Below are 24,950 nucleotides of genomic sequence, written 5' to 3'. Positions count from 1 at the left end.
TCCGACGAATATGTCATAGTTTACTGAGCCGACGTCGTGCCCGATTCAGTGGTCTCTGACGACGTACTGGTCTGCGTCGGGTCGGTGGTGGTTGTCTGCTTCTGCGCATCGGCGCGGGTTGGCTTATAGTCGCTTGCGCTGGTTTGCTTTTTTGGCTGTTCCTGAGGAGGAAAGTAGAGTGGCCCTTTTAGTCCACATCCCGTCAGGCTGGCCACAGCCAGCACCAGCGCCATCCGGCAAATCACTTTGTTCATGCTTATTCTGCTCGTTATCAGTGCCTGTTGGATGTCTATCATCGCAGGTGAAGTGCTAAAAGCAACTGAAATGGTGATCCTGTTTCTCAATTGGCGAAGCGAAGCAGGTTTGGCTTAGTGCATCTGAATGTGCTGGGCGTAATCCCCGCCGGAGGCATTATCTGATACGTTGGCGCAGAGCTGCGCCAGGGTCTGACTGCGGAAGGGGATCACCTGAAAACGATCGTCGACCTGCACAATCTGATAAAACTGCGGCAGATTGAAATTGATAAAGCTGGAACCGTAGGTGAAGCGATCGTGTGAGGATGAGTAGAATCGACTGACATCGCGCACCAGCTCCTCTTTGCTGCCTTCACAGTGGTGGTAAATCTCGACCCGGTTGGTTTCATCCAGAATATAGATGTTGAATCCATGGTCGTCTTTGGTGTCCTCAAAGAAGAACTGAATGATGCCTTCACTGGCATAGCCATTCACCACCGAGGGCAGGCGCGACTGATCCGTTTCCACCTTAATAGACAGGCCGTGCAGCTTGTTGTTGGAGATGGCGCCATAGAACTCCACCGCATTCTCCAGCTTTTGCACCGAGACACTCATGCGCTCGAAGAACAGCCCCCACGTCTGGCCTGCCACGCGGACCGCTTTGAAGCGGCCCGGTTCCTGACGCGTACTGGAAAGTCTAAGCTCAATACATTCCGATACCAACTGCTGAACGCGGGTGCGGATCAGCCCCCTGAGATGCTGGCTGTAGCAGAAAACCTCTACCGCATCCGGCGGGGCCGCATCCTGATGCATTTTGCCCAGAATGGTTTTCAGCGCCTCAATCATCGCCTGCTCGCCGTTAAAGTGCAGCGTACGCACCTCATTCCACGAGTTGCGATAGAGCAGATCGATACTGCCAATTAAACACTGCTGCTGCTGGCCGAAGCTAAACACGTCGAGCTTGCGGAAGTCGAAATGCACCACCTGATTACGGAACGCGGCGGTCGGGTCATATTCCAGATTCACGATAATCGCCAGATGGCGAATCTCGCAGGGGCTATAGAGCGCTTTCGCCGTGGGGGACGGCAGGCGCAGCGGGAAGTGATGGGAGACATCCGCCACCAGCTCCTGCAATCGCGCCAGATCGCATACGGCATTACCTTTAATGTGCAGCCGCGTATCGCGGGTCAGCAGGCCGTTAAACCATGCCCAGGCCACCAGTTTGTTGAGGTAGCGGTTATATTCCAGCGGCTGGTGGCTGATAATAGACTGCATATCCGGCGACTGATTGTAGAGATACCAGCCAGCACGATTGGCGCGCCCGTTAGGCACGTGAATAAAGGTCAGATGCGCTTCGGAAAGGTCGGGCGAAATCTGCGGGTTGAGCAGCGTCACCTTGCCGGGCAGCGCTTCAAAAGCCGCATAGAGCTTACGCGTCAGGACGCCGATATCCTGCGGGCTGGCGCTAACGCTCAGGTTATTGCGCCGCGCAAAGCGAATCAGGTTGCGATAGCTCTGCATCATCGCATCCAGCAGTTCGTTATGGGCCTCGCGCACGCGGCCAATTTTCCAGTTGGCACGGTTATCAAGAATTTCCAGACGCGCGTCGTCCCAGCCCCACTCCTTCACCAGCTGGCTCAGGATCTCGCGCCGCCAGCCGGACTGCTCTCCCTCAATGGAGAGCTTTTCGCACACCTTAAGGTAAAAGCAGCGGCGCACCAGGTCCAGCCGGGCAGTATCATCAATTTTGGTGAGGTATTGCGTGACCCTTTCCAGCATCATGCAGTAGGGATCAAGCCCGTAAGAGACGATTTCGCCATCATGCAGGCGCTGCTTAATATCCATCGCCAGCAGCCGGGTCGCCGGATACTCCCAGGAGTAGGCTTCCAGCAGCAGCGTTTTCAGCACCGCTTTATACGGGGAATCAATGCTTTTATAGAGCTGCCACAGGCTGGCACCAAAATACTCTTCCGCGGACAGCGTGCCCAGACCACCCAGATCCAGCCACTCATTCGGCGTCAGTACGCCTTTCTGATAAAGCGACATGACATAGTCGTCGTAGTGCTCTTCCTCTTCGCCCGGCACCATATTCCACAGAATACGCTTGCCAGCCATGCGAACGGCAGTACGATAAAATTCGTCCAGCAGCAGTATATGCTGCGTAGAGCCGCAGTCTTCGCCGCCCAGACTGCCGCTTTCATTATGGCGGAAGCGGTTTTCATCAATCAGGAAGAAGCTGACTTCCACGCCCATCGCCGCACACCAGGTTTGCAGCAGGGTGCACTTTTTCTGTAAGCACAGGCGCTCTTCGTTATCCAGCCATGACTGGTGGCACACCCAGATATCCAGATCCGAGGTAAAGTTCTGCCCGACGGAAGAGGTGCTGCCCATAGAGTAAACCCCGGTAATGGGCATTTCACCCTCGGGAGGTAACGCGGCACTGGCACCAGACTCGCCCTCGAGATCAGCCAGCCAGGCACGTTGGCTTTCATCAGGCGCGTAGAAACCGATGCCATGTGGAACGTTACCCTCAAGGTAACCCGGCATCAGTGGGTGATGATAATGTAATAACGTTGGCAGCAGACTGTAAACCTGTTGAAAGGCAGGCCCCATTGCAGCCAGCGCGCGATCAACGCGCAGCTGGTTGATGGCATCCAGTCTCTGTTTCAGTGTCTCTATATAGAGGTACAAGACGTCTCGCCCGATTGTCCCAGTGCATATAAAAAAGCCTGTTTCCGCCATCCGCCGCGTGTTTTTTGAAAATAGTCGTACGGATTTTTGCTGGAAACGTGATCAATCTAACACCTGGTAGCTTGACCGTAAAGAAAGTTGCGCTACAGAACAGTTTAGCACGATTTACGATATCCCCTGCCCATGTGTACGGAATCCGTTTCTTCCCAGCCGTTTAAGGCCGCGGAAACTGACAGCCTTCACGGTTCAATGATAGGATAATCAATGAACGATAAAAACGGTAAGAAGCATGTTAGACAAAATTTTAAGAATTGCTACCAGACAAAGCCCACTTGCACTGTGGCAGGCACATTATGTGCAGCAGCGCCTGATGGCATGCCATCCGGGGCTTAACGTCGAACTGGTGCCTATGGTGACGAAGGGCGACATCATCCTGGACACGCCGCTGGCGAAGGTCGGCGGTAAGGGGCTGTTCGTCAAAGAACTGGAACAGGCTATGCTCGCCGATCGCGCGGATATCGCCGTGCATTCGATGAAAGACGTGCCGGTCGCCTTCCCGGAAGGCCTTGGACTGGTGACGATCTGCGAGCGCGAAGATCCGCTCGACGCCTTCGTTTCTAATAGGTTTGACTCGGTGGACGATCTGCCGCACGGCGCGGTGGTGGGCACCTCCAGCCTGCGACGCCAGTGTCAGCTGAGCGCCCGTCGCCCGGACCTGATTATTCGCTCGCTGCGCGGCAACGTCGGGACGCGGTTAGCGAAGCTGGATGCGGGCAACTATGACGCCATTATCCTTGCCGTCGCGGGCCTTAAGCGCCTGGGGCTGGGTGACCGTATTCGTCACGCCATGCCTGCCGAAGAGTCGCTGCCCGCCGTTGGCCAGGGCGCGGTCGGCATTGAGTGCCGCCTTGAGGATGCGCAAACCATCGCGCTGCTGACGGCGCTCAATGATGAGGATACCGCGACACGCGTCCGGGCCGAGCGGGCGATGAATACCCGCCTTGAAGGGGGCTGTCAGGTGCCGATTGGCAGCTACGCCGTACTTGTGGATGACCAGATCTGGCTACGCGGGCTAATCGGCGCGCCGGACGGTAAAACCATGGTACGCGGTGAGCGGCGCGGTCCGCGCGAGGATGCAGAGAAAATGGGCATTTCCCTGGCGGAAGAGCTGTTAAATAACGGTGGCCGGGAAATCCTCGCTGAGGTTTATCAGGGAAATCCACCCGAATGAGCATCCTGGTAACCCGTCCGGCGCCTGCGGCTGATGAGCTGGTCAGCCGCTTGCGTAAAGCCGGTCAGGTCGCCTGGGCTATGCCCCTGATTGAGTTCACCCCCGGTACGCAGCTGGAGAGCCTCCCGACACAGATAGCCAGCCTGCGCGACGACGATCTGGTGTTTATCCTGTCGCAGCACGCTATTCACTACGCCCAGCCCGCGCTGGTAAAGGCGGGAGGCAGCTGGCCCGCAAATCTCAACTATTATGCGATAGGCCGCTCTACCGCGCTGGCGCTGCACGCCGTCAGCGGGCTGAATGTGGTCTGGCCGCACGAGCGCGAAACCAGCGAGGTGCTGATACAATTACCTGCACTTCAGCAGGTGGCTGGAAAGCGGGCCCTGATATTGCGCGGCAATGGCGGCAGGGAATTACTTGCTGAAACCTTGCAACAGCGCGGGGCTGATGTACAGTTTATCGAGTGCTATCAACGCTGTGCGAAATATTACCACGGCCCGGTAGAGGGACGACGCTGGCGGGACCGGGGGATTACCACGCTGGTAGTGACCAGCGGCGAGATGTTGCATCAGCTTTTTTCGCTATTCCCCGCAATCGATCGCGAGGAGTGGCTTCTCCACTGTCGGCTGATTGTCGTCAGTGAACGCCTGGCAACCTGCGCCAGGGAACTGGGTTGGCGCGAAATCAGGGTTGCGGATGGTGCTGATAACGACGCATTGCTCCGCGCGTTACAATAAACTTTTAAACGGGAAAGCCACAATGACGGAACACAAAGATCCCTCGGCCAGCCTTGAGGAGACCACGCCAGCGGTCGAGCCCTCTCTGGCTGAGAGTAAAACGCCCCATAAGTCGAAGAATACCGGCACTGCGCTGGCCGTTGTGGCAATTGCTATCGCGCTGGCCGTTGGCGGTGGCCTCTATTTTAACGGCAAGCATCAGGCGCAGCAGCAGGCGGCCGCCAGCAAAGCGCTGGCCGATCAGCTCTCTCAGCTTCAGCAGCAGGCCGTTAGCGATAAACAGACGCTGGGACAGCAGCTGACAACGCAAACCGCCGCGCTGGATGCCGCCAGGCAGCAGCAGGCGGTAATGAGCAAGCAGCTTGATGAGTTAAAACAGAAGGTGGCGACCATTTCCGGGAATGATGCCCATACCTGGCTGCTGGCGCAGGCCGATTATCTGGTGAAGCTGGCGGGTCGTAAACTGTGGAGCGATCGGGATGTGACCACGGCCGCCGCGCTGCTCAAAAGTGCAGATGCCAGCCTGGCCGATATGAACGATCCCAGCCTGATAGAGGTGCGCCGCGCCCTGACGCAGGATATCAGCAGCCTCTCATCGGTCAGCCAGGTGGACTACGACGGCATTATCCTCAAGCTTAACCAGCTATCAAACGGTGTGGATAACCTGCGCCTGGCGGATAACGATAACGACGATACGCCGATGGATGCCGATAGCGGCGAGCTAACCTCTTCTCTGCGGGAGTGGCGCCAGAACCTGGTGAAAAGCTGGCACTATTTCATGGATGATTTCATCACCGTGCGTCGCCGTGATACAACGGCAGAACCTCTGCTGGCTCCGAATCAGGACATTTATCTGCGCGAAAATATCCGTTCCCGTCTGCTGATTGCGGCACAGGCGGTTCCCCGCCATCAGGATGAGATCTATAAGCAGTCCATTGATACCGTATCGGCCTGGGTGCGGGCCTGGTTTGATACCAGCGACCCGGCCACGAAGGCTTTCTTAAGCCAGTTGGACGATCTCAGTCAGCAAAGCATCTCGATGGATCTTCCTGAGTCGCTACAGAGCCAGCCAATGCTGGATAAACTGATGCAGACGCGCGTGCGCAACCTGCTGGCACAGCCCAGTGCCGGGCAACAGCAGCAGGGAGAATAAGCATGCTTAAGGTACTGATACTATTCCTTTTACTCATCGCAGGCGTCGTGCTTGGCCCGATGCTGGCGGGTCACCAGGGCTACGTGCTCATTCAGACCGATAACTGGAATATCGAAACCAGCGTCACCGGTTTGGCCATCATTCTGCTGCTTTCGCTGGTGATCATTCTGTTTATTGAGTGGATCCTGCGTCGTGTGTTGCGCACTGGCGTCAGAACACGCGGCTGGTTCCTTGGACGTAAAGGCAAGCGGGCCCGTAAACAGACCAATGCCGCGCTGGTGAAGCTGGCGGAAGGGGATTATCGCCAGGTTGAAAAACTGCTGTCGCGCAATGCCGATCACGCCGAACAGCCGGTGGTGAATTACCTGCTGGCAGCGGAAGCGGCGCAGCAGCGTAACGACGATACGCGCGCCAATCAGCATCTGGAACGTGCTGCCGAACTGGCAGGAGGCGATCAGCTGCCGGTGGAAATCACCCGCGTCCGCATCCAGCTGGCCAGAAATGAAGATCACGCGGCCCGTAACGGGGTAGACCGCCTGCTCGAAGTAGCCCCACGTCATCCGGAAGTGCTGCGTCTTGCCGAACAGGCTTACGTCCGCACCGGTGCCTGGAGCGCCCTGCTTGATATCCTGCCGTCAATGGAAAAAGCGCAGGTTTCAGACGACGTTCACCGTCAGGCGCTCAAACAGGAGGCCTGGCTGGGACTGATGAATCAGGCCATGGCGGATCAGGGCAGCGATGGCCTGAAGCGCTGGTGGCAGTCGCAGAGTCGTAAAACGCGGCATGAAACGGCGCTCCAGGTGGCGATGGCTGACCATCTGATTGTGTGTAACGATCATGAAACGGCGCAGCAAATCGTGCTGGACGGGTTGAAGCGGGCCTATGACGAACGCCTGATACTGTTAATGCCCCGACTGAAAACCGGCAATCCGGAACAGCTGGAGAAAGCGCTGCGTCACCAGATTAAACAGCATGGCGCGACCCCGCTGCTGCACAGCACGCTGGGACAGCTGTTGATGCAGCACGGTGAGTGGGAGCAGGCCAGCGAGGCGTTCAGGGAAGCCCTTAAGCAGCGCCCGGACGCCTTCGACTACGCCTGGCTGGCTGACACGCTGGATCATCAGCATAAGCCGGAAGAAGCCGCCCAGATGCGTCGTGACGGTTTACTGATCACGCTGAAGAATAACCCGTAATCCTCTTTCTCCCGGCGGTTAAGCCGGGCAGCCCAAAAAAAACACCTGCCGGTCAGGCAGGTGTGAAATCAGGTCGGTAAGACAATTGGCGGATACCTGACTCAACGTCGTGTCCGGGCTTCCCGTAAGGTCAACAACGATACGGGCAGGTGGACAACAGGTACCATAAAGGGCTCTGCATCATTCCGGGTCTTATGAAGCCTGAGCGAGCATAAGCAGTGGAATGAGCATCTACACCTGCGTTATTGCACACATCATGCCATCCTGCTTATTAACCGAAAAATTTCATTTATTCGTCTGTTTTTTATGCCTTTACTCACCTGAATTTCCGTCTCCTCGCTTTGCATGGTCATAAAAGTGCGACCCCCCTCTCCTTTTCTGTCCCTTTTCGGCGACAGCAATCCGATGATTAATTAAATTTCAGGTAATACATCGGCTTATACGTCTCATGCCGGCGACAGTGGGTGAGCGCGTTGCCATTGCAGATGCCCGGGGCATTAACGCACAGTCCGGAACAAGCGCAGCGGGTAGCAGGTAGCAGGTAGCAGGTAGCAGGTAGCAGGTAGTGAAGCGTAAAGCCTGGTGGGGATATGTTACAGGAATCAGAGGGAGATATGTCGCTGGAGTCACAGGGATGTGTCACGGAAGCAGGGGAGAGGTATGTCGCTGGAGCGAGAGATATTTTGCTGGGGCCAGAGGGACGTGTCACGGAATCAGGGGAGAGGTAAGCCGCTGGAGCGAGAGATATTTTGCTGGAGTCAGAGAATGATGCCTTGCCGGAAAGGGTTAGCCGTGTGAGCGACTATGCAAAACAAAAAACCCCGCCGAAGCGGGGTTTCTAAGATGGTCGGCGAGAGAGGATTCGAACCTCCGACCCACTGGTCCCAAACCAGTTGCGCTACCAAGCTGCGCTACTCGCCGAAATACTGCGGTACTGCCCTGCTCAGATCCTCAGACCTTAAGCAAAAAACCTCGCCACAGCAAGGTCTTGAAAAGTGGTCGGCGAGAGAGGATTCGAACCTCCGACCCACTGGTCCCAAACCAGTTGCGCTACCAAGCTGCGCTACTCGCCGAAATACTGCGACTTCTTTACTGCTGCTGATTTTGTGGTGCGAAGAGAGGGACTTGAACCCTCACGTCCGTTAAGACACTAACACCTGAAGCTAGCGCGTCTACCAATTCCGCCACCTTCGCATACCGAACAAAATCTGGGGTGGCTAATGGGACTCGAACCCACGACAACTGGAATCACAATCCAGGGCTCTACCAACTGAGCTATAGCCACCACCCCTACTGCTTACTTCTGTACTGCTTTACTAACGCGGTTGTTACCACCGCAGCTCTTGCACACAACTTAATGGTGCGCCCGACAGGATTCGAACCTGAGACCTCTGCCTCCGGAGGGCAGCGCTCTATCCAGCTGAGCTACGGGCGCATAGCGCCGTTGCGGATGGGCATACTACGGATTCGAGCCGATCCTGTCCAGTGCTTTTTTAATAAAAAATCGCGTTTGCTTACGCTTTGTGCGTTCTGTCTAAAGCACGTACGGAATGTATAGAAAACGGACGAAAAATGTTTGCATTCCAACGATTACCGCAGGACAAAAAGTATTTTAAAGATCGCCGCGTAAATGATACTTCAGGTATTTAAGCAGTTTTAACTGCCTGCGCAGCCGGGAAGGTTGCATAAGAAGCCGATACAGCCACTCCAGACCCATCTTCTGCCAGAACAGGGGCGCACGCTTCACCCGACCGGTGAACACGTCATAGGTACCGCCTACGCCCATATACAGGGCATCAGGATTAATCATCTTACAGTCGCGCATCAGCACTTCCTGCCGGGGCGATCCCATGGCTACCGTCACAATTCGGGCACCGCTGGCGGCAACGCGTGCAAACAGCGCATCGCGATCCGCGGGCGCGAAATAGCCATCCTGCGCACCCACGATATTCACATTCCACTGGCGTCGCAGTTTAGCCTGCGTCTGCTCAAGCACTTCAGGCTTGCCGCCAATCAGGAAAACAGGCGTACCTTCACGGCCTGCACGCTCCATCAACGCTTCCCACAGGTCGGCACCGGCGATGCGGGCAATCTGCGCCTCGGGATATTTTTTGCGTACCGAGCGGACAATACTGATGCCGTCAGCATATTTATATTCCGCCGCCTCAATCAATTCGCGAACCATCGGCTGACTCTCTGCCGTCAGGACTTTTTCGGCATTTATCGCCACCAGCGTTCCGGTCTTCAGGGTGCTTCCCTGATAGAGGTAGTCAAGGAAGCCAGCCATATCGCGAAAACCCAGCAGCGAAAAGCCGCGGATCTGGTAGTGCGGTACAGAAGAAGGGGCATCCATGAGCGTTTCCTTAAGGTAAAAATAGCCTGGCGGACAGACGTGTCCGCTCGGGCTTAATGCGACTGGGGCTGAACCGAGGCCTTTTTCGCCCGGACCACGCCTGCACTATCCAGCAGCCAGTAGAGCAGCTTTGCCACCACGACCGTCGCGACAAAAATCAGGCAAAAGAAGACGACCCGGGATGCAAACGCATCCAGGCCCTCTCTGGCAAGCACAATCATATTGAAAACAGCACCAAAGCAGAAGCTTTGTAATATCGCAGCCTTATAGCGATTACTCTCCTGCTGGCCTTTCTGATACAGCCAGTCAAACCATTTTATAACCATCCCGACTGCGATGGCGCCGGGCAGAATAAACCCTACTCCCCCCATCACCACCAGTGAGCCGATGAGCGTGGGTGAAATCGCCAAGCCTGAGTGGTTATTAAGCACTTCCCAGGTGAAGTAGTTAGCGCTGTTCAGCACCATTGTCGGCCTGTCCGGCCACAGCCAGCTCGGGATAAATACGTAGAAATCCCGCACTATCGGCGCCAGCCCCTGAAAGTCGATCTTATCGTAGTTTTGCAACAGCAGCCCCAGGTTCTCCCAGGGCGAGAAGGTATCGCGCGTCAGATAGAGGAAGGTATAGAATGCCTCTGCACCGCGGACGTCAAGGTTATAACGTTTCAGCGCCAGCCAGAACATCGCCACCACCCCGGCCACGCCCGCCATCGCCAGCATCCACAGCGTGATCCAGCCGCGAATAATGCCGATAAACAGAAACAGGGCAAAGGCGATGATGATGTTAGCGCGCGTACCGCCCACAATGACGTAGGTCAACAGGCCGAATCCCACCGTCGCCACCAGAAACAGCAGCCAGTTTCGCATTCGCTGATCGAGGAAATAGACCACCAGCATGGCGGGGATAAAAAAGTAGAAAAAGCGCTTAAGCGCCACGCCCGAGACGTCGCTGGAGAAAATCTGGCTGTAGCTGTGCAACCTGAATAACAGAAAGCCGTTATGCAGAAAGAACACCAGCACCGTGCCCAGCGCAATCAGGGCCAGAATCCCCCAGGTCAAATGCGTCTCAACGCGATTCATGGTAAAGACAGGCCTGGAGGGCCGCGCTGAGACCGCCCTCAGGCGCGTTTTATAGCTCACGTAGTAAATTGCGTAAAAGCACGTCGCCGAGAGCAGCGCCTCAAGCAGATTTTCAGGCGGCACCACCTGCACGTTGAATCTGAATACCAGCAGGCAGGTCAGCGGGAAGCCGAAATAGAAGGTCAGCAGGAACAGCAGCGAAAAGAAGACGTTAAAATTAAAACGTACCCGGCGAAACTCACGCCACGTCAGCGTCAGCACCACGCCGAGCGATAACAGCCAGACCACCAGCAGGCCAGCAAACTGCGACAGCGTCATACCTGTTCCTCTTCCGCCAGCGTAAGCGCATGACACCAGCCTTCGATATATGCCGGGTCAAAAAAGGCGATGGCCGACTTATCCAGCAGCGCCATTTGCCGCTGAGCTTCCTTAACCCGTGGCCCATCCAGCGTATCACCAGCGAACAGTACCGGGACGTTTTGCTCAACCAGGTCCTGCCAGAACGGGTTTTTACGGTTCACCACAACGGGAATATTGGCCTGGATCAGCAGGCACAGGGTGCCAATCCCCTGCTGGCGCTCAAAAATAAAGTAGCCTAAATCGCAGCGCGAAATCAGCTCAAGATAAGCGGTAAAATCGAGTTTTTCAGTAAGAATATGGAGTTTATCCGCGCTGAACAGCCGCTCGCCTGCCTCCCGTACCTGCTGGATCCAGGCATCGTTATTCTCAGGATACCCGAGTGGCACGATGACCGAGGCTTTGTCGCCAAACTGCTGAGCTATCTCCTGTAGCGCCTGAACGTGACGATTGCTGCTATCCCCGGAGTTACCCACCAGAATCGTCAACTCATCCGCTTTTTTCTCTCCGGCGGGCAGGATCGTCTGTGCCATCCGGGTAGGGAAATAGAGCAGCGAGGCGGGCACCCGCGGGCAGCGCTGCTGAAACCAGGTGATGTCGCCACGCGTTGCGAACACCCGTCCCACGCGCTTCTGCGCCAGACGACGCAGCAGGTAAAACAGCCGGAATCGCCAGCCTTTTCCCTGTTCGTAGAGATCGGCCCCCCAGATATGCCAGTAGCACTGCGCGGCTTTGATTTTCCCCACCAGCAGCGCCAGCCATAATGCGGCATTGAACTGCCCGAGGAAGAAGAAGCGGGTTTGCCGCGACGCCCTGGCCCTGGCGACGATCGCCTGGGCGATCGCGCGTTTATCCGCGAAGTAGCGAATGTCCAGCTGGCTGAACTCAGACGGCACGGGTGCTTCACCCACTACCCAGAAATGACGCGGCGCCGCGCCGGGCATCCGTACGGAAAGTACGTCGTTAAAAAAACGCAGCACGGTCTGATTATGATGGGGAATGGGTGAGCCGAGAACGTAAATCAATGTGGTCATACTTTTCTACGATAGAGAAGAAAGGCGCTGGTGCAGAGCGCAAAATAGACGATGTAGCTGGCCATATAGGCCTGGGCGGCACCTGTTGCACCGTGCAAAGGGATAAGCCAGCGAGCAAACAACGTCAGCAACAGAAACTGGCTGACCTCTGTCAGAATGTAAAATCGTAGCGACGCTTTAGCAATCACCAGATAGCCAAACACATAGGAGCCAACCTTAAAAATATCGCCCGTCAGCTGCCAGATAAACAGGTCGCGCATGGCGTGAAACTGGCTGGAAAACAGCAGCCAGATAGCCACATCCCGCAGCAGCCAGACGGTCAGGCTAACCGCAGCCACCACCGGCAGCACAAAGCTGAGCGAGCGAACGATCTCGCGGGAGATCGCCTGCCGGCTGGTGAGGCGGGAGAGCGTGGGCAGCAGATAAACGCTGAAAGAGGCGGTAATAAATTGCAGATAGGCATCCGAAATACTGGTCACGCCCTGCCAGAGCCCAACCTGATCCCAGCCGCTGTGCGCCGCCAGCAGATTACGCATCATTACCCACGCGATCGGCAGCGTAACCGCGGTGATCAGCGCCATAAGCGTAAATTTGCTCAGGTTCGCGGCTATCGTCGGATCCCAACGGGGGAGCAGAAAGCGCACGGGCAGATGATCCCGGCGGGCCAGTATTATCGCCGCCGGAAAGACCACCAGCGCGGGAACCATCGCCAGCCCTACCAGCGCACCGCTGTAGCCGCCCAGCCAGTAGCAGATAAACCAGGCTACCACGCCCACCAGGCTGCCCAGGATAAGGGCCAGCGCGTTCCCCCGCGCATCGCGGAAGCCTTTCAACACCGCCAGCGTCAGGTTGGCCCAGGCGATACCCACCTGCAAAAAGGCGACGATCCGCACCACGTTCTGATAATGGTCGTGCCCAAACAGGGCGGTGCTAATCGGGGCGGCGAAGAGTAAAAAGCCCACCGCCAGCAGCGTGGAGAAGCCCAGCACCATGGCCGAAGCCGTTCCGGTAATGGCGCGTAATGCCGGCGTCGGCTGCGACTGTTCCGCAACGTATTTGGTCACGCCATTAAAAATCCCGGCGCCCGCCAGCACGCCCAGCACGGTAATAAGCTGCCGGAAATTACCCGCCTGCCCCACGCCAGCCGGGCCGAACGACACCGCCAGCATCTTCACTACCAGCAGTCCCGCCGTAATCTTGACCAGCGTAGAGGCCGCCGTCCATACCGATGCTTTAGCCAGTGACATATCAGGAAAAAAAGCTCAGCAGCGAGTTGATCACCGTTTTCTGATTATTATCAGAAAGGTTGTAAAACAGCGGCAGGCGGAGCAGGCGTTCGCTTTCAAACTGCGTATGATGGTCATCCCCGTGGAAGCGGCCAAAACGCTGACCGGCCGGTGAGGAATGGAGCGGAATGTAATGGAACACCGCCAGGATCTCAGCCTCATTCAGCCAGTCAATCAGCGCACTGCGATCCGGATTGTCGTGCAGCTTAATATAAAACATATGCGCGTTATGCTGGCACTCAGGCGGCATGGAGGGCAGCGTAATGCGTCCAGTCTGTGCAATCGGCTCGAGAGCATCATAGTAACGCTGCCAGAGCGCAAGACGACGGGCATTAATCTGTTCTGCCGCTTCAAGCTGCGCCCAGAGCCAGGCGGCCTGAAGATCCGACATCAGGTAGCTGGAACCTATATCCCGCCAGGTGTATTTATCGACCTGCCCACGGAAAAACTGGCTGCGGTTAGTGCCTTTCTCCCGGATGATCTCCGCACGTTCGATAAGCGCCGCGTCGTTTATCAGCGTCGCGCCACCCTCGCCTCCGGCGGTGTAATTTTTGGTCTCATGAAAGCTGAAGCAGCCGATGTCGCCAATGGTACCCAGCGGCCTGCCTTTGTAGGTGGACATGATCCCCTGCGCGGCATCTTCAATGACGAACAGCTTGTAACGGCTGGCGAGGTCCATGATGGCGTCCATTTCGCAGGCTACACCGGCATAGTGAACGGGCACAATGGCTTTGGTTTTCGGCGTGATCGCTGCTTCAATCAGGGTTTCATCAATGTTCAGCGTGTCGGGGCGGATATCCACAAACACGATTACCGCCCCGCGCAGCACAAAGGCATTGGCGGTCGAGACGAAGGTATAGCTCGGCATAATGACTTCATCGCCAGGCTGAATATTGATTAGCAGGGCCGCCATCTCCAGCGAGGCGGTGCAGGAGGGCGTCATCAGGACCTTTTTACAGCCAAAGCGATGCTCCATCCACTGCTGACAGCGCCGCGTAAAGCCGCCGTCGCCGCTGAGCTTTCCGCTCCCCATTGCCGACTGCATATACGCTAGTTCAGTACCTACAATCGGTGGCGAATTGAAGGGGATCATCATGTTACCTGTCATACCAGTAGGTGAAGCGTTAAACGGATTCATGGTTGTTACCTGTAAAGCCAGTAGGCGGTGCGTTCAACCACGCCACCGCAACGATGATAAAGCCGGAGAGCGGGGAGATTGCTCAGCTGGGTGGCGATATGTAAACGCGACAGGCGGCGAACCCGACACCAGTCTGTGGCAGCAGCAATCATCCGCTGACCGACGCCTAGCCCCTGCGCTTCCGGCAGCGTGGCCAGCAGGCCGACTCTGCCGCTGCCGTCCGGCAGCTCGCGCAATGAAATAAACCCCTGCATATCGCCCTGCTCATTGACGGCAAGCAGGCACTGGTGGTCAAACGTCCCGCGTACGGCGTTTTCTATCCACTGTGCATAAAACCGGCCGCTGTCGGCGGGCTGATACCAGGGCGCACGAAACCGACTGAAGGCAAACGCGGCGCTGGCTGCCTCACGCAGCAGGGGAATATGCTCAGCGCGGGCAATTCGTATGCCGTCCGGGCGCGACGTCGCGGACACGCCCAGCACGCAGTCCACTTCACCTTCAACCAGGCGAAATCCCATCTCGCCCAGTGCATCCAGCTCGGCGGTCTGCTGCGAAAGCACCCGGCACTGGACGATATCAAAGCCCTGCAATCCGTCACTATTAAGCACAGTTCCCCGGGCGTCCAGGCTCAACAGGGCGCTATTCACCGCGAAAAAGTCATTTTCCCATCTCAGGGGCTCAATGCGGCCCAGCACGGTTGTACTCACTGCCAGACGCCTTTGGTATCGACAATCCAGTGCGGTCCGGACTGAGCAACGTCTGCCGTTTTAAAAGCGGCATGGTCAACCAGCATCACCAGAACGTCAGCCTGGTGAAGGGCCTCATCCAGCGGTGCCAGTTCGGCTTTCCCGGCCAGCCGCGCAGGCAGCTGACGAATATGCGGTTCGATTACCAGCGTGGTGCCGAAATGCCAGTTGGCGATCATCTCTGCCACCTCCATGGCCGGGCTTTCGCGCAGATCGTCAATGTCTGGTTTAAACGCCAGTCCAAAGCAGGCGATAGTCACTTCGCTGGCGCGTTTGTCGCTGGCCGTCAGACACTCTGCCAGCGCCTTTTTCACCTGCTCCAGTACCCAGTGAGGCTTACTGTCGTTGACTTCACGCGCAGTACGAATGAGGCGCGCCTGGACCGGGTTCTGTGCCACGATAAACCAGGGATCGACGGCGATGCAGTGGCCGCCGACGCCCGGGCCTGGCTGGAGGATGTTGACCCGGGGATGTCGATTGGCCAGCCGGATCAGTTCCCAGACGTTAATCCCCTGATCGGCGCAGATCAGCGACAGCTCATTGGCGAAAGCGATATTCACATCGCGAAAGCTGTTCTCGGTGAGCTTACACATCTCCGCCGTTCGTGAATTGGTAATCACGCATTCGCCTTCCACGAAGAGCATATAAAGCGCCTTCGCCCGCTCGGAACAGGCTGGCGTCATGCCACCGATAACCCGATCGTTCTTAAACAGCTCAAGCATAATCTTTCCGGGCAGCACGCGCTCGGGGCAGTAGGCAATCTGAATATCGGCTGCCTCACCGGCCTGCTGTGGAAAGCGGAGATCGGGACGTTCCGTGGCCAGCCACTCGGCCATTTGCTCGGTGGCACCCACCGGGGAAGTGGACTCGAGGATCACTAAATCCCCGCGCTTCAGCACCGGGGCAATCGACAGTGCCGCAGCCTTAACCCATGACATATCCGGCTGATGTTCGTCCTGAAACGGCGTTGGGACGGCGATCAGAAAGGCATCAGCCGCTACCGGTTTGGTGGCAGCCCGCAGGTAGCCCTGCCCGACGGCGGTTTTCACCACCTGGTCGAGTTCGGGTTCCACTATATGGATTTCGCCACGGTTAATGGTTTCTACGGCATCGGCATTAATATCAATGCCAACCACGGTGTGGCCCCGCGAAGCAAAGGCAGCAGCGGTAGGCAGGCCAATGTAGCCCAGCCCGATAATTGAGATGGTATTGAACGTCATAAATAAACCCGATTATTTTTTAGCGCCTGCACAATACGCTGACAGGCCTGGCCGTCCCCATAAGGGTTGTGGGCACGACTCATTGAATGGTATGCCAGCTCATCCGTGAGTAAACGCGATACTTCACTGACAATCTTCTGCACGTCAGTTCCCACCAGTCTGACCGTGCCCGCCTCTACCGCTTCCGGACGCTCGGTGGTGTCGCGCATCACCAGAACCGGTTTGCCCAGCGAGGGGGCTTCTTCCTGGATGCCGCCTGAGTCCGTGAGGATAAGCCAGGCATGCACCATCAGCCACACAAAGGGCAGGTACTCCTGCGGCTCGATCAGCACGATGTTATCAATGCCGCGCAGAATGCGATTGACCGGCTCGCTGACGTTGGGGTTCAGGTGCACCGGATAGACGATGAGTACGTCGGGATGTAGCCGGGCGATCTCGGCCAGCGCGCTGCAAATTCGCTCGAATCCGCCGCCGAAGCTCTCCCGCCGGTGGCCAGTAACCAGAATCATCTTCTTACCGGCTTCCAGGAAGGGATAGCGCGCGGTCAGGCTGTTTCTGAGCGTCTCATCGCTCAGCACCCGATCGCGGACCCAGAAAAGGGCATCAATGACCGTATTGCCGGTCACAAACATGCGGTCCCCGCGCAAATTCTCACGCAGGAGGTTATTACGCGCGGTTTCCGTCGGCGTGAAGTGATACGAAGCCAGATGGCCGGTCAGGGTGCGGTTCGCTTCTTCCGGCCAGGGGGAATAGAGATCGCCCGTACGCAGCCCGGCTTCGACGTGACCCACGGGAATACGGTGATAGAAGGCCGCCAGGCTGGCGGCAAAGGTAGTGGTGGTATCGCCGTGAACCAATACGACATCAGGGGTAAATTCGTCAAAGACGCCTTTCAGCCCCTCCAGAATACGGCTGGTGATTTCGCTTAGCGCCTGGCCGGGACGCATAATATTGAGATCGTAATCCGGTACGATCGCAAAAAGTTTCAGAACCTGATCCAGCATCTCACGATGCTGCGCAGTGACGCACAGACGCGCTTCTATCTCGCTATCCTGTGCGAGTGCATGAACCAGCGGAGCCATTTTAATCGCTTCCGGGCGCGTGCCAAAAACAGTTAGTACTTTCACTGTGACTCTCTTCGTTCGTCTGTTAGGTCGCTGAATGCGCATTACGCGCCCGACCACGAGGGCGGCGTACCAGAGCAGTCCCTGCCCCGGCTAAAGCGCCTACTGCACCCCACATAATCATTAAAAACAGGCGACGCGGGCTGTCGCGTTTCACTGGCTCCTCTGGCGTACGCAGATAGCGATAAGTCTGGAAAGACTCCACCAGGGTGGGACCCACGTTGAGGGTGGACAACATCGCTCTGTTTTGCAGGTAGTCCAGCTCGTAGCCGGGGCCGGTGGCCTGCAAATTCTCCAGCCGCCCCTGTAGCAGAGGGCGTCCCAGCAGGAAGAGTTCAGAGTCAGGCAGCTGCTCGACCGGCGTGGAGGTCTTCGCCTGCTCAAAACCCTGCTGGCGGGCAATTTTTAATGCCTGCTCTACGCTGTTCACCTGACGCTGGTATATCGCGTTGGCAACCGCCTCCTGCCGCTTCACCTGCGCTTTCAGCTGAATAGTGCGCGCTGCCCAGGCACCGGTTACGTCGTCGTTCAGATGCGTGGCCGCCCGCTGATTAGCGAAGGCCACGTACTGGCGCAGCAGCGTATTGGCATCCGCAGAGGTTTCTGCCACCAGCCTGACCGTGTCACTGACATTTTTGGCCGTATCCGCGGGCTGAAACTGAATATTGTTTATCATCTCATCCAGTTTCGTCGCGTCGTCATGCGCGTTGCCGGTTTGCCGCTGTTTGTAGTAGCGGGATTGCAGCCAGAAGTCCCGCCGCGTATCCCAGGCCGAAAGCTGCCTGACGAATTCCTGATAGGCCTGATCCATCACGGACGGCGGCGTGACGCTGCCATTGCTGGCATGAGTATCCAGATTATTCAAAAACTGCTGCTGCGAGTAATAGCCGCCCAGCAGAGTAACCGTTGGGCGATCGGTAATGGCAGTCGTGCTCCACTGTGGCGTCATCAGCAGCGAGCCGAGAAAGGCCAGCAGCGCCAGCGCCAGCGCACCGCCGATAATCCACAGCTTCCCCCTCCAGAGGGCGCAGCAAAGGCCGCGAATATCCAGTTCGTTATCGGCAGCATCAGGATGCGTCATACATAATTTTCCTTTTAATCAGCGTATCGGAATCGTGCAATTGGGCTCAGCGGTAATTACTGCGCCCTGCGCAGGCGTCTTTTTACTCTTTTTATCAGCCGAGCCACGCGCCATGCCCGCTTGATGCAGTAGCCGTAAAGCATAAACGCCAGTAAAAACAGCAGCAGCATGGCCCAGTCCGGGACAAAAGAGAGGGATTCGCCCAACACGCCGACGCCGGCCAGCAGCGCGGCGGCAAGCGTAATTAACAGGCAGGCCTGCCGCGAGGAGAAACCCGCCCGCATAATCAGATGATGAATATGCTGACGGTCAGCGGAGAAGGGGCTCATGCCCTTACTCAGGCGGCGATACATAATGGCCACCATATCCATTAGCGGGATAGCAATCAGCCACAGCGCCGTGACCGGCGTAATCGGATGAGACTGGCCCTGCGTCGCTTCCAGCAGGATCCAGATAATGGTAAAGCCGATTAGCGTGCTGCCTGCATCGCCCATAAACACCTTATACCGGCGACCAAATACGCCGAGATTCAGCAAAATATAGGGCACGATGGCCGCGATCATAGCAAAGCACCACATCGCCAGGCTTTGCTGTCCGTCAAGCAGGAGAATAATGCCCATCGCCAGGAAGGTGACGCAGGAGAGACCACCCAGCAGCCCGTCAATGCCATCGACCATATTGAAAGCGTTGATGGCGGCCCAGACGGCAAACAGCGTCAGCACATAGCCAAACGGCCCGACGATCAGTTCCCAGGGGCCAAAGATATACCCCAGGCTCAGCAGGTAGAGCTTACCGAAGGTCATCATCACCACGGCGATTGCCGCCTGGACGATGGCACGGAATTTCACGCTGATATCAAAACGATCGTCAAGCGCACCGACCAGCACCAGCATGCCCGCGCAGCCCAGATAAAGAACAAAATGAGGGAGATAGTAATTACTGATGGTGTAGCTAAAACAGATTCCTGCAAAAACAGAGATGCCGCCTACCAGGGGAACGACGCCCTGATGACGTTTGCGATAGTTAGGCTTATCAACCAGCCCCACCTTTTTAGCTGCTTTACGGGCAAAAAAGAGAAATACCAGTGAAAACAAAAATATTAAGGCAAGCTCTGTACTCATATTGAGTAAATTCACATTAAACAGCTCTCAGCAAAGAATCTCGCAGTGTTATAAGCAACTATTGTGCCATTAAACATCCGCAGATTTCTGATTTCCATTGTGCTTCCATTCAAAACTCCATCATGCGCTGAAATTTTATCCTGAAAGGCACCTTTATTTAATTCTCCGGTAGCTGAATATCGTATAGCCCACAAACGAAAAACGCCACGTTTGAACGTGGCGTTGCCCGAGTTTTCTTTTTGCCCGTTGACCGCCCATAAAGTTCAAAGCGGTCATAATGGCACCTGTCAGCGGCCTGAGGCCGCCGTACAGGCGAAACGCGTTACGAGCGTTTCATCATATCGAAGAACTCATCGTTAGTTTTCGTCATAGCCAGTTTGTTGATGAGGAACTCCATGGCGTCAATTTCACCCATTGGGTGAATGATTTTGCGCAGGATCCACATTTTCTGCAGTTCTTCCGAGCTGGTAAGCAGCTCTTCTTTACGCGTACCGGAACGATTGTAATCAATCGCTGGGAACACACGCTTCTCGGCGATTTTACGCGCCAGATGCAGTTCCATATTACCGGTACCCTTGAATTCTTCGTAAATGACTTCGTCCATTTTTGAACCGGTATCGACCAGCGCTGTCGCGATGATGGTCAGGCTTCCGCCCTCCTCAACGTTACGTGCCGCACCGAAGAAGCGTTTCGGACGATGCAGGGCGTTCGCGTCCACACCACCGGTCAGTACTTTACCGGAAGCCGGTACGACGGTGTTGTAGGCACGGGCCAGGCGGGTAATGGAGTCCAGCAGGATGATCACATCTTTTTTGTGCTCAACCAGGCGCTTGGCCTTCTCAATTACCATCTCCGCAACCTGAACGTGACGTGACGCGGGTTCGTCAAAGGTAGAAGCAATCACTTCACCCTTAACCAGACGCTGCATCTCGGTCACTTCTTCCGGACGCTCGTCAATCAGCAGCACCATCAGCACGCAGTCTGGGTGATTATAGGCGATGCTCTGCGCGATATTTTGCAGCAGCATGGTTTTACCGGCTTTAGGCGGTGCGACGATCAGACCGCGCTGTCCGCGACCGATTGGCGACGCCAGGTCCAGTACGCGAGCGGTTAAATCTTCAGTAGAACCGTTACCACGCTCCATCCGCAGGCGTGAATTCGCATGCAGTGGGGTTAAGTTTTCGAACAGGATCTTGTTACGCGCATTTTCCGGCTTATCGTAGTTAACTTCGTTAACTTTCAGCAGGGCAAAATAACGCTCACCTTCTTTCGGCGGACGGATCTTGCCGGAAATGGTGTCACCTGTGCGGAGGTTAAAGCGGCGGATCTGGCTGGGGGAAACGTAAATATCATCAGGGCCGGCGAGGTAGGAGCTGTCTCCAGAGCGGAGGAAACCAAATCCATCCTGCAATATCTCCAGTACGCCATCGCCGAAGATATCTTCGCCGCTTTTTGCATGTTGCTTAAGGATGGAGAAAATGATGTCCTGCTTACGCAGACGCGCCAGGTTTTCCAGCCCCATATTTTCGCCGAGTATTATCAGGTCAGAAACCGGCGTATTTTTTAGTTCGGTAAGATTCATAATGGTGGGTTCTTAAACTCGGGGTAAATCTCGAAATGTTTGTCGTAAGTGGAATGGCGAAAAATCCATGCCTGTTAATGGCACTCTTGTCTGGGTCCGCTCGATGATTACGTGCAGGATAACGCAAATCTGAGACGAGGGACGGTAAGGACAAGACGCCGGAAATGCTGATGATGCTAACCGTCAGATTGCTGAATATCTGTAAGATTTAGATGAAAACAGTGTTCAACAAGGAGTAAAACTTAGAGTCTTAGTACAGGTAAGTACAGAGTGCAGTAAAAGTAAGTTAGCACGCTTAATGGCCTGCGTCCAGCGCGGAGCTGAAATTTCGCTCTCTGCCGGACGCAGCCAGACTGTCAGCCCAGATTCGCGTTCAGGAACTCTTTAAGCTGACCTTTAGACAGTGCGCCAACCTTGGTCGCGGCCACTTCACCATCCTTAAACAGCAGCAAAGTAGGAATACCGCGAATACCATACTTTGGTGCCGTGCCCGGATTATCGTCGATATTCAGTTTGGCGATTGTCAGCTTGCCGTCGTACTCTTCGGCCACTTCATCAAGAATGGGGGCGATCATTTTGCAAGGGCCACACCACTCTGCCCAGAAGTCGACCAGCGTCAAACCTTCTGCTTTTAATACGTCGGTTTCGAAGCTGTCATCGGTCAGGTGAACAATTTTATCGCTGCTCATGTCTTACTCCAAAAGATTATGCCTGGCTGGTTGGCGTAAAATCTGCCAACTTAGGTTGACTTTATTTCACCGGATACGCTTTCGTAAAGCAATAGTAAGCTGATATTCTACCACACTATGAGCAAAACACACTTAACTGAACAGAAGTTTTCCGACTTCGCCCTGCACCCTCAGGTCATTGAAGCCCTTGAAACTAAAGGCTTTCATAACTGCACGCCTATACAGGCGCTCGCACTACCTTTCACCCTTCAGGGGCGTGATGTAGCGGGACAGGCGCAAACCGGTACCGGCAAAACGATGGCGTTTCTGACGTCAACGTTCCATCATCTTCTTTCTCACCCAGCACCTGTTGGTCGACAGATTAATCAGCCACGCGCGCTGATCCTGGCGCCAACGCGCGAATTAGCCGTGCAAATTCATGCAGATGCTGAACCGCTGACCCAGGCTACCGGCCTGAAGCTGGGGCTGGCCTACGGCGGCGACGGCTACGACAAACAGCTTAAGGTGCTGGAAAGCGGCGTTGATATCCTGATTGGCACGACCGGTCGGCTGATTGATTACGCCAAACAGAATCACGTTAATTTAGGTGCTATTCAGGTTGTTGTGCTCGACGAAGCCGATCGCATGTTCGACCTCGGCTTTATCAAAGATATTCGCTGGCTGTTCCGCCGCATGCCTGCGGCTAACCAGCGGCTGAACATGCTCTTTTCCGCAACCCTCTCCTTCCGCGTCCGCGAGCTGGCGTTCGAAAATATGAACAACGCCGAGTACGTCGAAGTTGAGCCGGAGCAGAAAACCGGACACCGTATCAAAGAAGAACTTTTCTATCCGTCTAACGAAGAAAAAATGCGTCTTCTGCAAACGCTGCTGGAAGAAGAGTGGCCCGATCGGGCGATTATTTTCGCCAATACCAAGCACCGCTGTGAAGATATCTGGGGCCATCTGGCCGCCGATGGCCATCGCGTTGGCCTGCTAACCGGCGATGTGGCTCAGAAAAAGCGTCTGCGCATTCTGGACGACTTTACCAAAGGTGATGTGGATATTCTGGTCGCCACCGACGTTGCCGCGCGTGGCCTGCATATTCCCGCCGTTACCCACGTCTTTAACTACGACCTGCCGGACGATCGCGAAGACTACGTGCACCGTATTGGACGCACCGGTCGCGCAGGGGCCAACGGGCACTCCATCAGCCTGGCCTGTGAAGAGTACGCGCTGAATCTGCCCGCGATTGAAGAGTATATTGGCCACAGCATTACCGTCAGCCGCTATAACAGCGATGCGCTAATGACCGATCTTCCGCCACCTAAGCGCCTGACGCGTCCCCGCTCTGGCAATGGGCCTCGTCGCGGTGGCAATAACAACCGTCGCAGCGGCGCGCCGCGTAATAGTAACCGTAAACGATCGGGATAAGCCTGCCATGCTGAGCGCATCATCACTTTATGCAGCAATAGATCTGGGATCGAACAGCTTCCATATGCTGGTGGTGCGCGAGGTTGCCGGAGGCATCCAGACGGTGGCGCGCATTAAGCGCAAAGTGCGTCTGGCCGCTGGCCTCGACAGTGACAGTCATCTCTCCGACGAGGCCATGGCCCGCGGCTGGCACTGCCTGCGGCTCTTTTCAGAGCAGCTGCAGGATATTCCCCCGCCGCAAATCCGCGTAGTGGCAACCGCCACGCTGCGTCTTGCCGCTAACGCGGGCACCTTTTTGCAAACGGCACAGGAAATTCTTGGCTGCCCGATAAACGTTATCAGTGGTGAAGAAGAAGCCCGTCTGATTTATCAGGGGGTTGCCCATACCACCGGCGGCCCGGATAAGCGCCTGGTGGTGGATATCGGCGGCGGCAGCACCGAACTGGTCACGGGCAGCGGATCGCAAACGACCTCTTTGTTTAGCCTGTCGATGGGCTGCGTCACCTGGCTGGAGCGCTACTTTGCCGATCGCCATTTGGGTAAAGAAAATTTCGAGCAGGCGGAACGGGCGGCGCGCGATATGATCCGCCCTGTCGCCCATTCGCTTCGCGAACAGGGGTGGCAGGTATGCGTGGGGGCGTCCGGCACCGTTCAGGCGTTGCAGGAGATCATGATGGCGCAGGGCATGGATGAGCACATCACGCTGGGTAAACTGCAACAGCTCAGACAGCGCGCCATTCAGTGCGGCAAGCTGGAGGAGCTGGAGATTGAAGGCCTGACCCTCGAGCGGGCGCTGGTGTTTCCCAGCGGGCTGTCGATCCTGATTGCGATTTTCAATGAGCTGAACATCAGCAGCATGACGCTGGCCGGTGGCGCACTGCGTGAAGGTCTGGTGTACGGCATGCTGCATCTGCCGGTCGATCGCGATATCCGCAGCCGTACGCTGCGCACTATCCAGCGCCGGTTTGCCATTGATGCCGAGCAGGCCGAACGCGTACGCCACCTTGCCGATAGTTTTGCCCGGCAGGTTGGTGAGAGCTGGAAGCTGGATGAACGATGTCGGGAACTGCTCGACAGCGCCAGTCAGATCCATGAAATCGGACTGAGCGTAGATTTTAAACAGTCCCCTCAGCATGCCGCCTATCTGATCCGCCATCTCGACCTGCCAGGCTTCACGCCCGCCCAGAAGAAACTTATCGCCACGCTGCTAAAAAACCAGGCAAACAGCATCGATCTGGCGCTACTGAGCCAACAAAATGCATTGCCACCGCGCATGGCGGAGCGCCTCTGTCGTCTGCTGCGGCTGGCAATTATTTTTGCCAGCCGACGCCGTGATAATATGCTGCCAGCGATCACACTGGAGGCCGATGAGGACAATCTGATCGTAACGCTGCCTGACGGCTGGCTGGAGGCGCACCCACTTCGCGCTGAGCTGCTGGAGCAGGAGTGCCACTGGCAGAGCTACGCGCACTGGTCCCTGACCATTCACTGA

The 24,950-nt window shown here is 56.2% G+C and carries 20 protein-coding genes and 5 tRNA genes; 6 read left to right on the top strand and 19 right to left on the bottom strand.

Annotated elements, in window-relative coordinates; translation table 11 throughout:
• Positions 1-20: 20 nt before the first annotated feature.
• Complete coding sequence (locus AAGR22_RS01015) at positions 21-254, bottom strand: lipoprotein (protein WP_073981057.1); 234 nt, start codon at positions 252-254, stop codon at positions 21-23.
• Between the two features lie 114 nt (positions 255-368).
• On the bottom strand, positions 369-2,924 hold the full coding sequence (locus tag AAGR22_RS01010; protein WP_345829784.1) for a class I adenylate cyclase: 2,556 nt from the start codon (positions 2,922-2,924) through the stop codon (positions 369-371).
• Positions 2,925-3,213: 289 nt separating this feature from the next.
• Here AAGR22_RS01010 and hemC point away from each other — a divergent pair, with 289 nt between their 5' ends.
• Genes hemC through hemY form a run of 4 tightly spaced genes read left to right on the top strand, consistent with a single transcriptional unit; the run spans position 3,214 to position 7,238 of the window.
• Positions 3,214-4,155 (top strand): hydroxymethylbilane synthase, encoded by a 942-nt coding sequence (gene hemC / locus AAGR22_RS01005; RefSeq protein ID WP_067709726.1) that lies wholly within the window; start codon positions 3,214-3,216, stop codon positions 4,153-4,155.
• Complete coding sequence (gene hemD / locus AAGR22_RS01000; RefSeq protein WP_345829782.1) at positions 4,152-4,892, top strand: uroporphyrinogen-III synthase; 741 nt, start codon at positions 4,152-4,154, stop codon at positions 4,890-4,892. The genes hemC and hemD overlap by 4 nt, the downstream gene beginning before the upstream one ends.
• A gap of 22 nt (positions 4,893-4,914) precedes the next feature.
• Positions 4,915-6,045: a uroporphyrinogen-III C-methyltransferase gene (hemX, locus tag AAGR22_RS00995; protein ID WP_345829781.1), complete on the top strand. Its 1,131-nt coding sequence runs from the start codon at positions 4,915-4,917 to the stop codon at positions 6,043-6,045.
• Positions 6,046-6,047: 2 nt separating this feature from the next.
• Positions 6,048-7,238: a protoheme IX biogenesis protein HemY gene (gene hemY, locus AAGR22_RS00990; RefSeq protein WP_067709719.1), complete on the top strand. Its 1,191-nt coding sequence runs from the start codon at positions 6,048-6,050 to the stop codon at positions 7,236-7,238.
• An 844-nt stretch (positions 7,239-8,082) separates the two neighbouring features.
• Here the strand turns inward: hemY and AAGR22_RS00985 are convergent.
• The 17 genes from AAGR22_RS00985 to trxA form a co-directional block, all read right to left on the bottom strand.
• Positions 8,083-8,159 (bottom strand) — tRNA-Pro (locus AAGR22_RS00985).
• 75 nt (positions 8,160-8,234) lie between these two features.
• Positions 8,235-8,311: transfer RNA gene (locus tag AAGR22_RS00980), tRNA-Pro, on the bottom strand.
• 34 nt (positions 8,312-8,345) lie between these two features.
• Positions 8,346-8,432 (bottom strand) — tRNA-Leu (locus tag AAGR22_RS00975).
• Between the two features lie 15 nt (positions 8,433-8,447).
• Positions 8,448-8,523: transfer RNA gene (locus AAGR22_RS00970), tRNA-His, on the bottom strand.
• 73 nt (positions 8,524-8,596) lie between these two features.
• A tRNA-Arg gene (locus tag AAGR22_RS00965) sits at positions 8,597-8,673 on the bottom strand.
• 177 nt (positions 8,674-8,850) lie between these two features.
• Positions 8,851-9,591: a lipopolysaccharide N-acetylmannosaminouronosyltransferase gene (gene wecG / locus AAGR22_RS00960; protein WP_345829778.1), complete on the bottom strand. Its 741-nt coding sequence runs from the start codon at positions 9,589-9,591 to the stop codon at positions 8,851-8,853.
• Positions 9,592-9,644: 53 nt separating this feature from the next.
• Positions 9,645-10,988 carry an ECA oligosaccharide polymerase gene (gene wzyE / locus AAGR22_RS00955; RefSeq protein WP_345829777.1) on the bottom strand — a complete coding sequence of 448 codons (1,344 nt, stop codon included), beginning with the start codon at positions 10,986-10,988 and terminating at the stop codon, positions 9,645-9,647.
• The gene (locus AAGR22_RS00950; protein WP_345829775.1) at positions 10,985-12,061 is read right to left on the bottom strand and encodes a TDP-N-acetylfucosamine:lipid II N-acetylfucosaminyltransferase; all 1,077 of its coding nucleotides are present in this window, start codon (positions 12,059-12,061) and stop codon (positions 10,985-10,987) included. The genes wzyE and AAGR22_RS00950 overlap by 4 nt, the downstream gene beginning before the upstream one ends.
• The gene (wzxE, locus tag AAGR22_RS00945) at positions 12,058-13,308 is read right to left on the bottom strand and encodes a lipid III flippase WzxE (RefSeq protein ID WP_345829774.1); all 1,251 of its coding nucleotides are present in this window, start codon (positions 13,306-13,308) and stop codon (positions 12,058-12,060) included. Before wzxE ends, AAGR22_RS00950 begins: the two co-directional genes overlap by 4 nt.
• A gap of 1 nt (position 13,309) precedes the next feature.
• Complete coding sequence (rffA, locus tag AAGR22_RS00940) at positions 13,310-14,440, bottom strand: dTDP-4-amino-4,6-dideoxygalactose transaminase (protein ID WP_345831525.1); 1,131 nt, start codon at positions 14,438-14,440, stop codon at positions 13,310-13,312.
• Positions 14,441-14,490: 50 nt separating this feature from the next.
• Positions 14,491-15,192, bottom strand: a complete 702-nt coding sequence (gene rffC / locus AAGR22_RS00935) for a dTDP-4-amino-4,6-dideoxy-D-galactose acyltransferase (RefSeq protein ID WP_345829773.1) — start codon at positions 15,190-15,192, stop codon at positions 14,491-14,493.
• On the bottom strand, positions 15,189-16,451 hold the full coding sequence (gene wecC / locus AAGR22_RS00930; protein ID WP_067709708.1) for a UDP-N-acetyl-D-mannosamine dehydrogenase: 1,263 nt from the start codon (positions 16,449-16,451) through the stop codon (positions 15,189-15,191). Before wecC ends, rffC begins: the two co-directional genes overlap by 4 nt.
• Positions 16,448-17,578, bottom strand: a complete 1,131-nt coding sequence (gene wecB, locus AAGR22_RS00925; RefSeq protein WP_156485040.1) for a UDP-N-acetylglucosamine 2-epimerase (non-hydrolyzing) — start codon at positions 17,576-17,578, stop codon at positions 16,448-16,450. The genes wecC and wecB overlap by 4 nt, the downstream gene beginning before the upstream one ends.
• Positions 17,579-17,600: 22 nt before the next feature.
• Positions 17,601-18,656: an ECA polysaccharide chain length modulation protein gene (gene wzzE, locus AAGR22_RS00920; RefSeq protein ID WP_067709703.1), complete on the bottom strand. Its 1,056-nt coding sequence runs from the start codon at positions 18,654-18,656 to the stop codon at positions 17,601-17,603.
• 56 nt (positions 18,657-18,712) lie between these two features.
• On the bottom strand, positions 18,713-19,792 hold the full coding sequence (gene wecA / locus AAGR22_RS00915; protein ID WP_067709701.1) for a UDP-N-acetylglucosamine--undecaprenyl-phosphate N-acetylglucosaminephosphotransferase: 1,080 nt from the start codon (positions 19,790-19,792) through the stop codon (positions 18,713-18,715).
• Between the two features lie 307 nt (positions 19,793-20,099).
• Positions 20,100-21,359, bottom strand: a complete 1,260-nt coding sequence (rho, locus tag AAGR22_RS00910) for a transcription termination factor Rho (RefSeq protein WP_067709698.1) — start codon at positions 21,357-21,359, stop codon at positions 20,100-20,102.
• Between the two features lie 356 nt (positions 21,360-21,715).
• Positions 21,716-22,048 (bottom strand): thioredoxin TrxA, encoded by a 333-nt coding sequence (trxA, locus tag AAGR22_RS00905; RefSeq protein ID WP_067709696.1) that lies wholly within the window; start codon positions 22,046-22,048, stop codon positions 21,716-21,718.
• A 117-nt stretch (positions 22,049-22,165) separates the two neighbouring features.
• Here trxA and rhlB point away from each other — a divergent pair, with 117 nt between their 5' ends.
• Together rhlB and gppA are read left to right on the top strand one after the other, a co-directional pair.
• Positions 22,166-23,458 (top strand): ATP-dependent RNA helicase RhlB, encoded by a 1,293-nt coding sequence (gene rhlB / locus AAGR22_RS00900; RefSeq protein WP_067709694.1) that lies wholly within the window; start codon positions 22,166-22,168, stop codon positions 23,456-23,458.
• A 7-nt stretch (positions 23,459-23,465) separates the two neighbouring features.
• Positions 23,466-24,950 (top strand): guanosine-5'-triphosphate,3'-diphosphate diphosphatase, encoded by a 1,485-nt coding sequence (gene gppA, locus AAGR22_RS00895; protein WP_345831524.1) that lies wholly within the window; start codon positions 23,466-23,468, stop codon positions 24,948-24,950.

The sequence above is a fragment of the Erwinia sp. HDF1-3R genome (genome assembly GCF_039621855.1).
In the GTDB taxonomy this organism is placed as follows: Bacteria; Pseudomonadota; Gammaproteobacteria; order Enterobacterales; family Enterobacteriaceae; genus Erwinia.
Note: the sequence above shows the minus strand (reverse complement) of the source record. Positions and strands in the feature narration are given on the sequence as shown.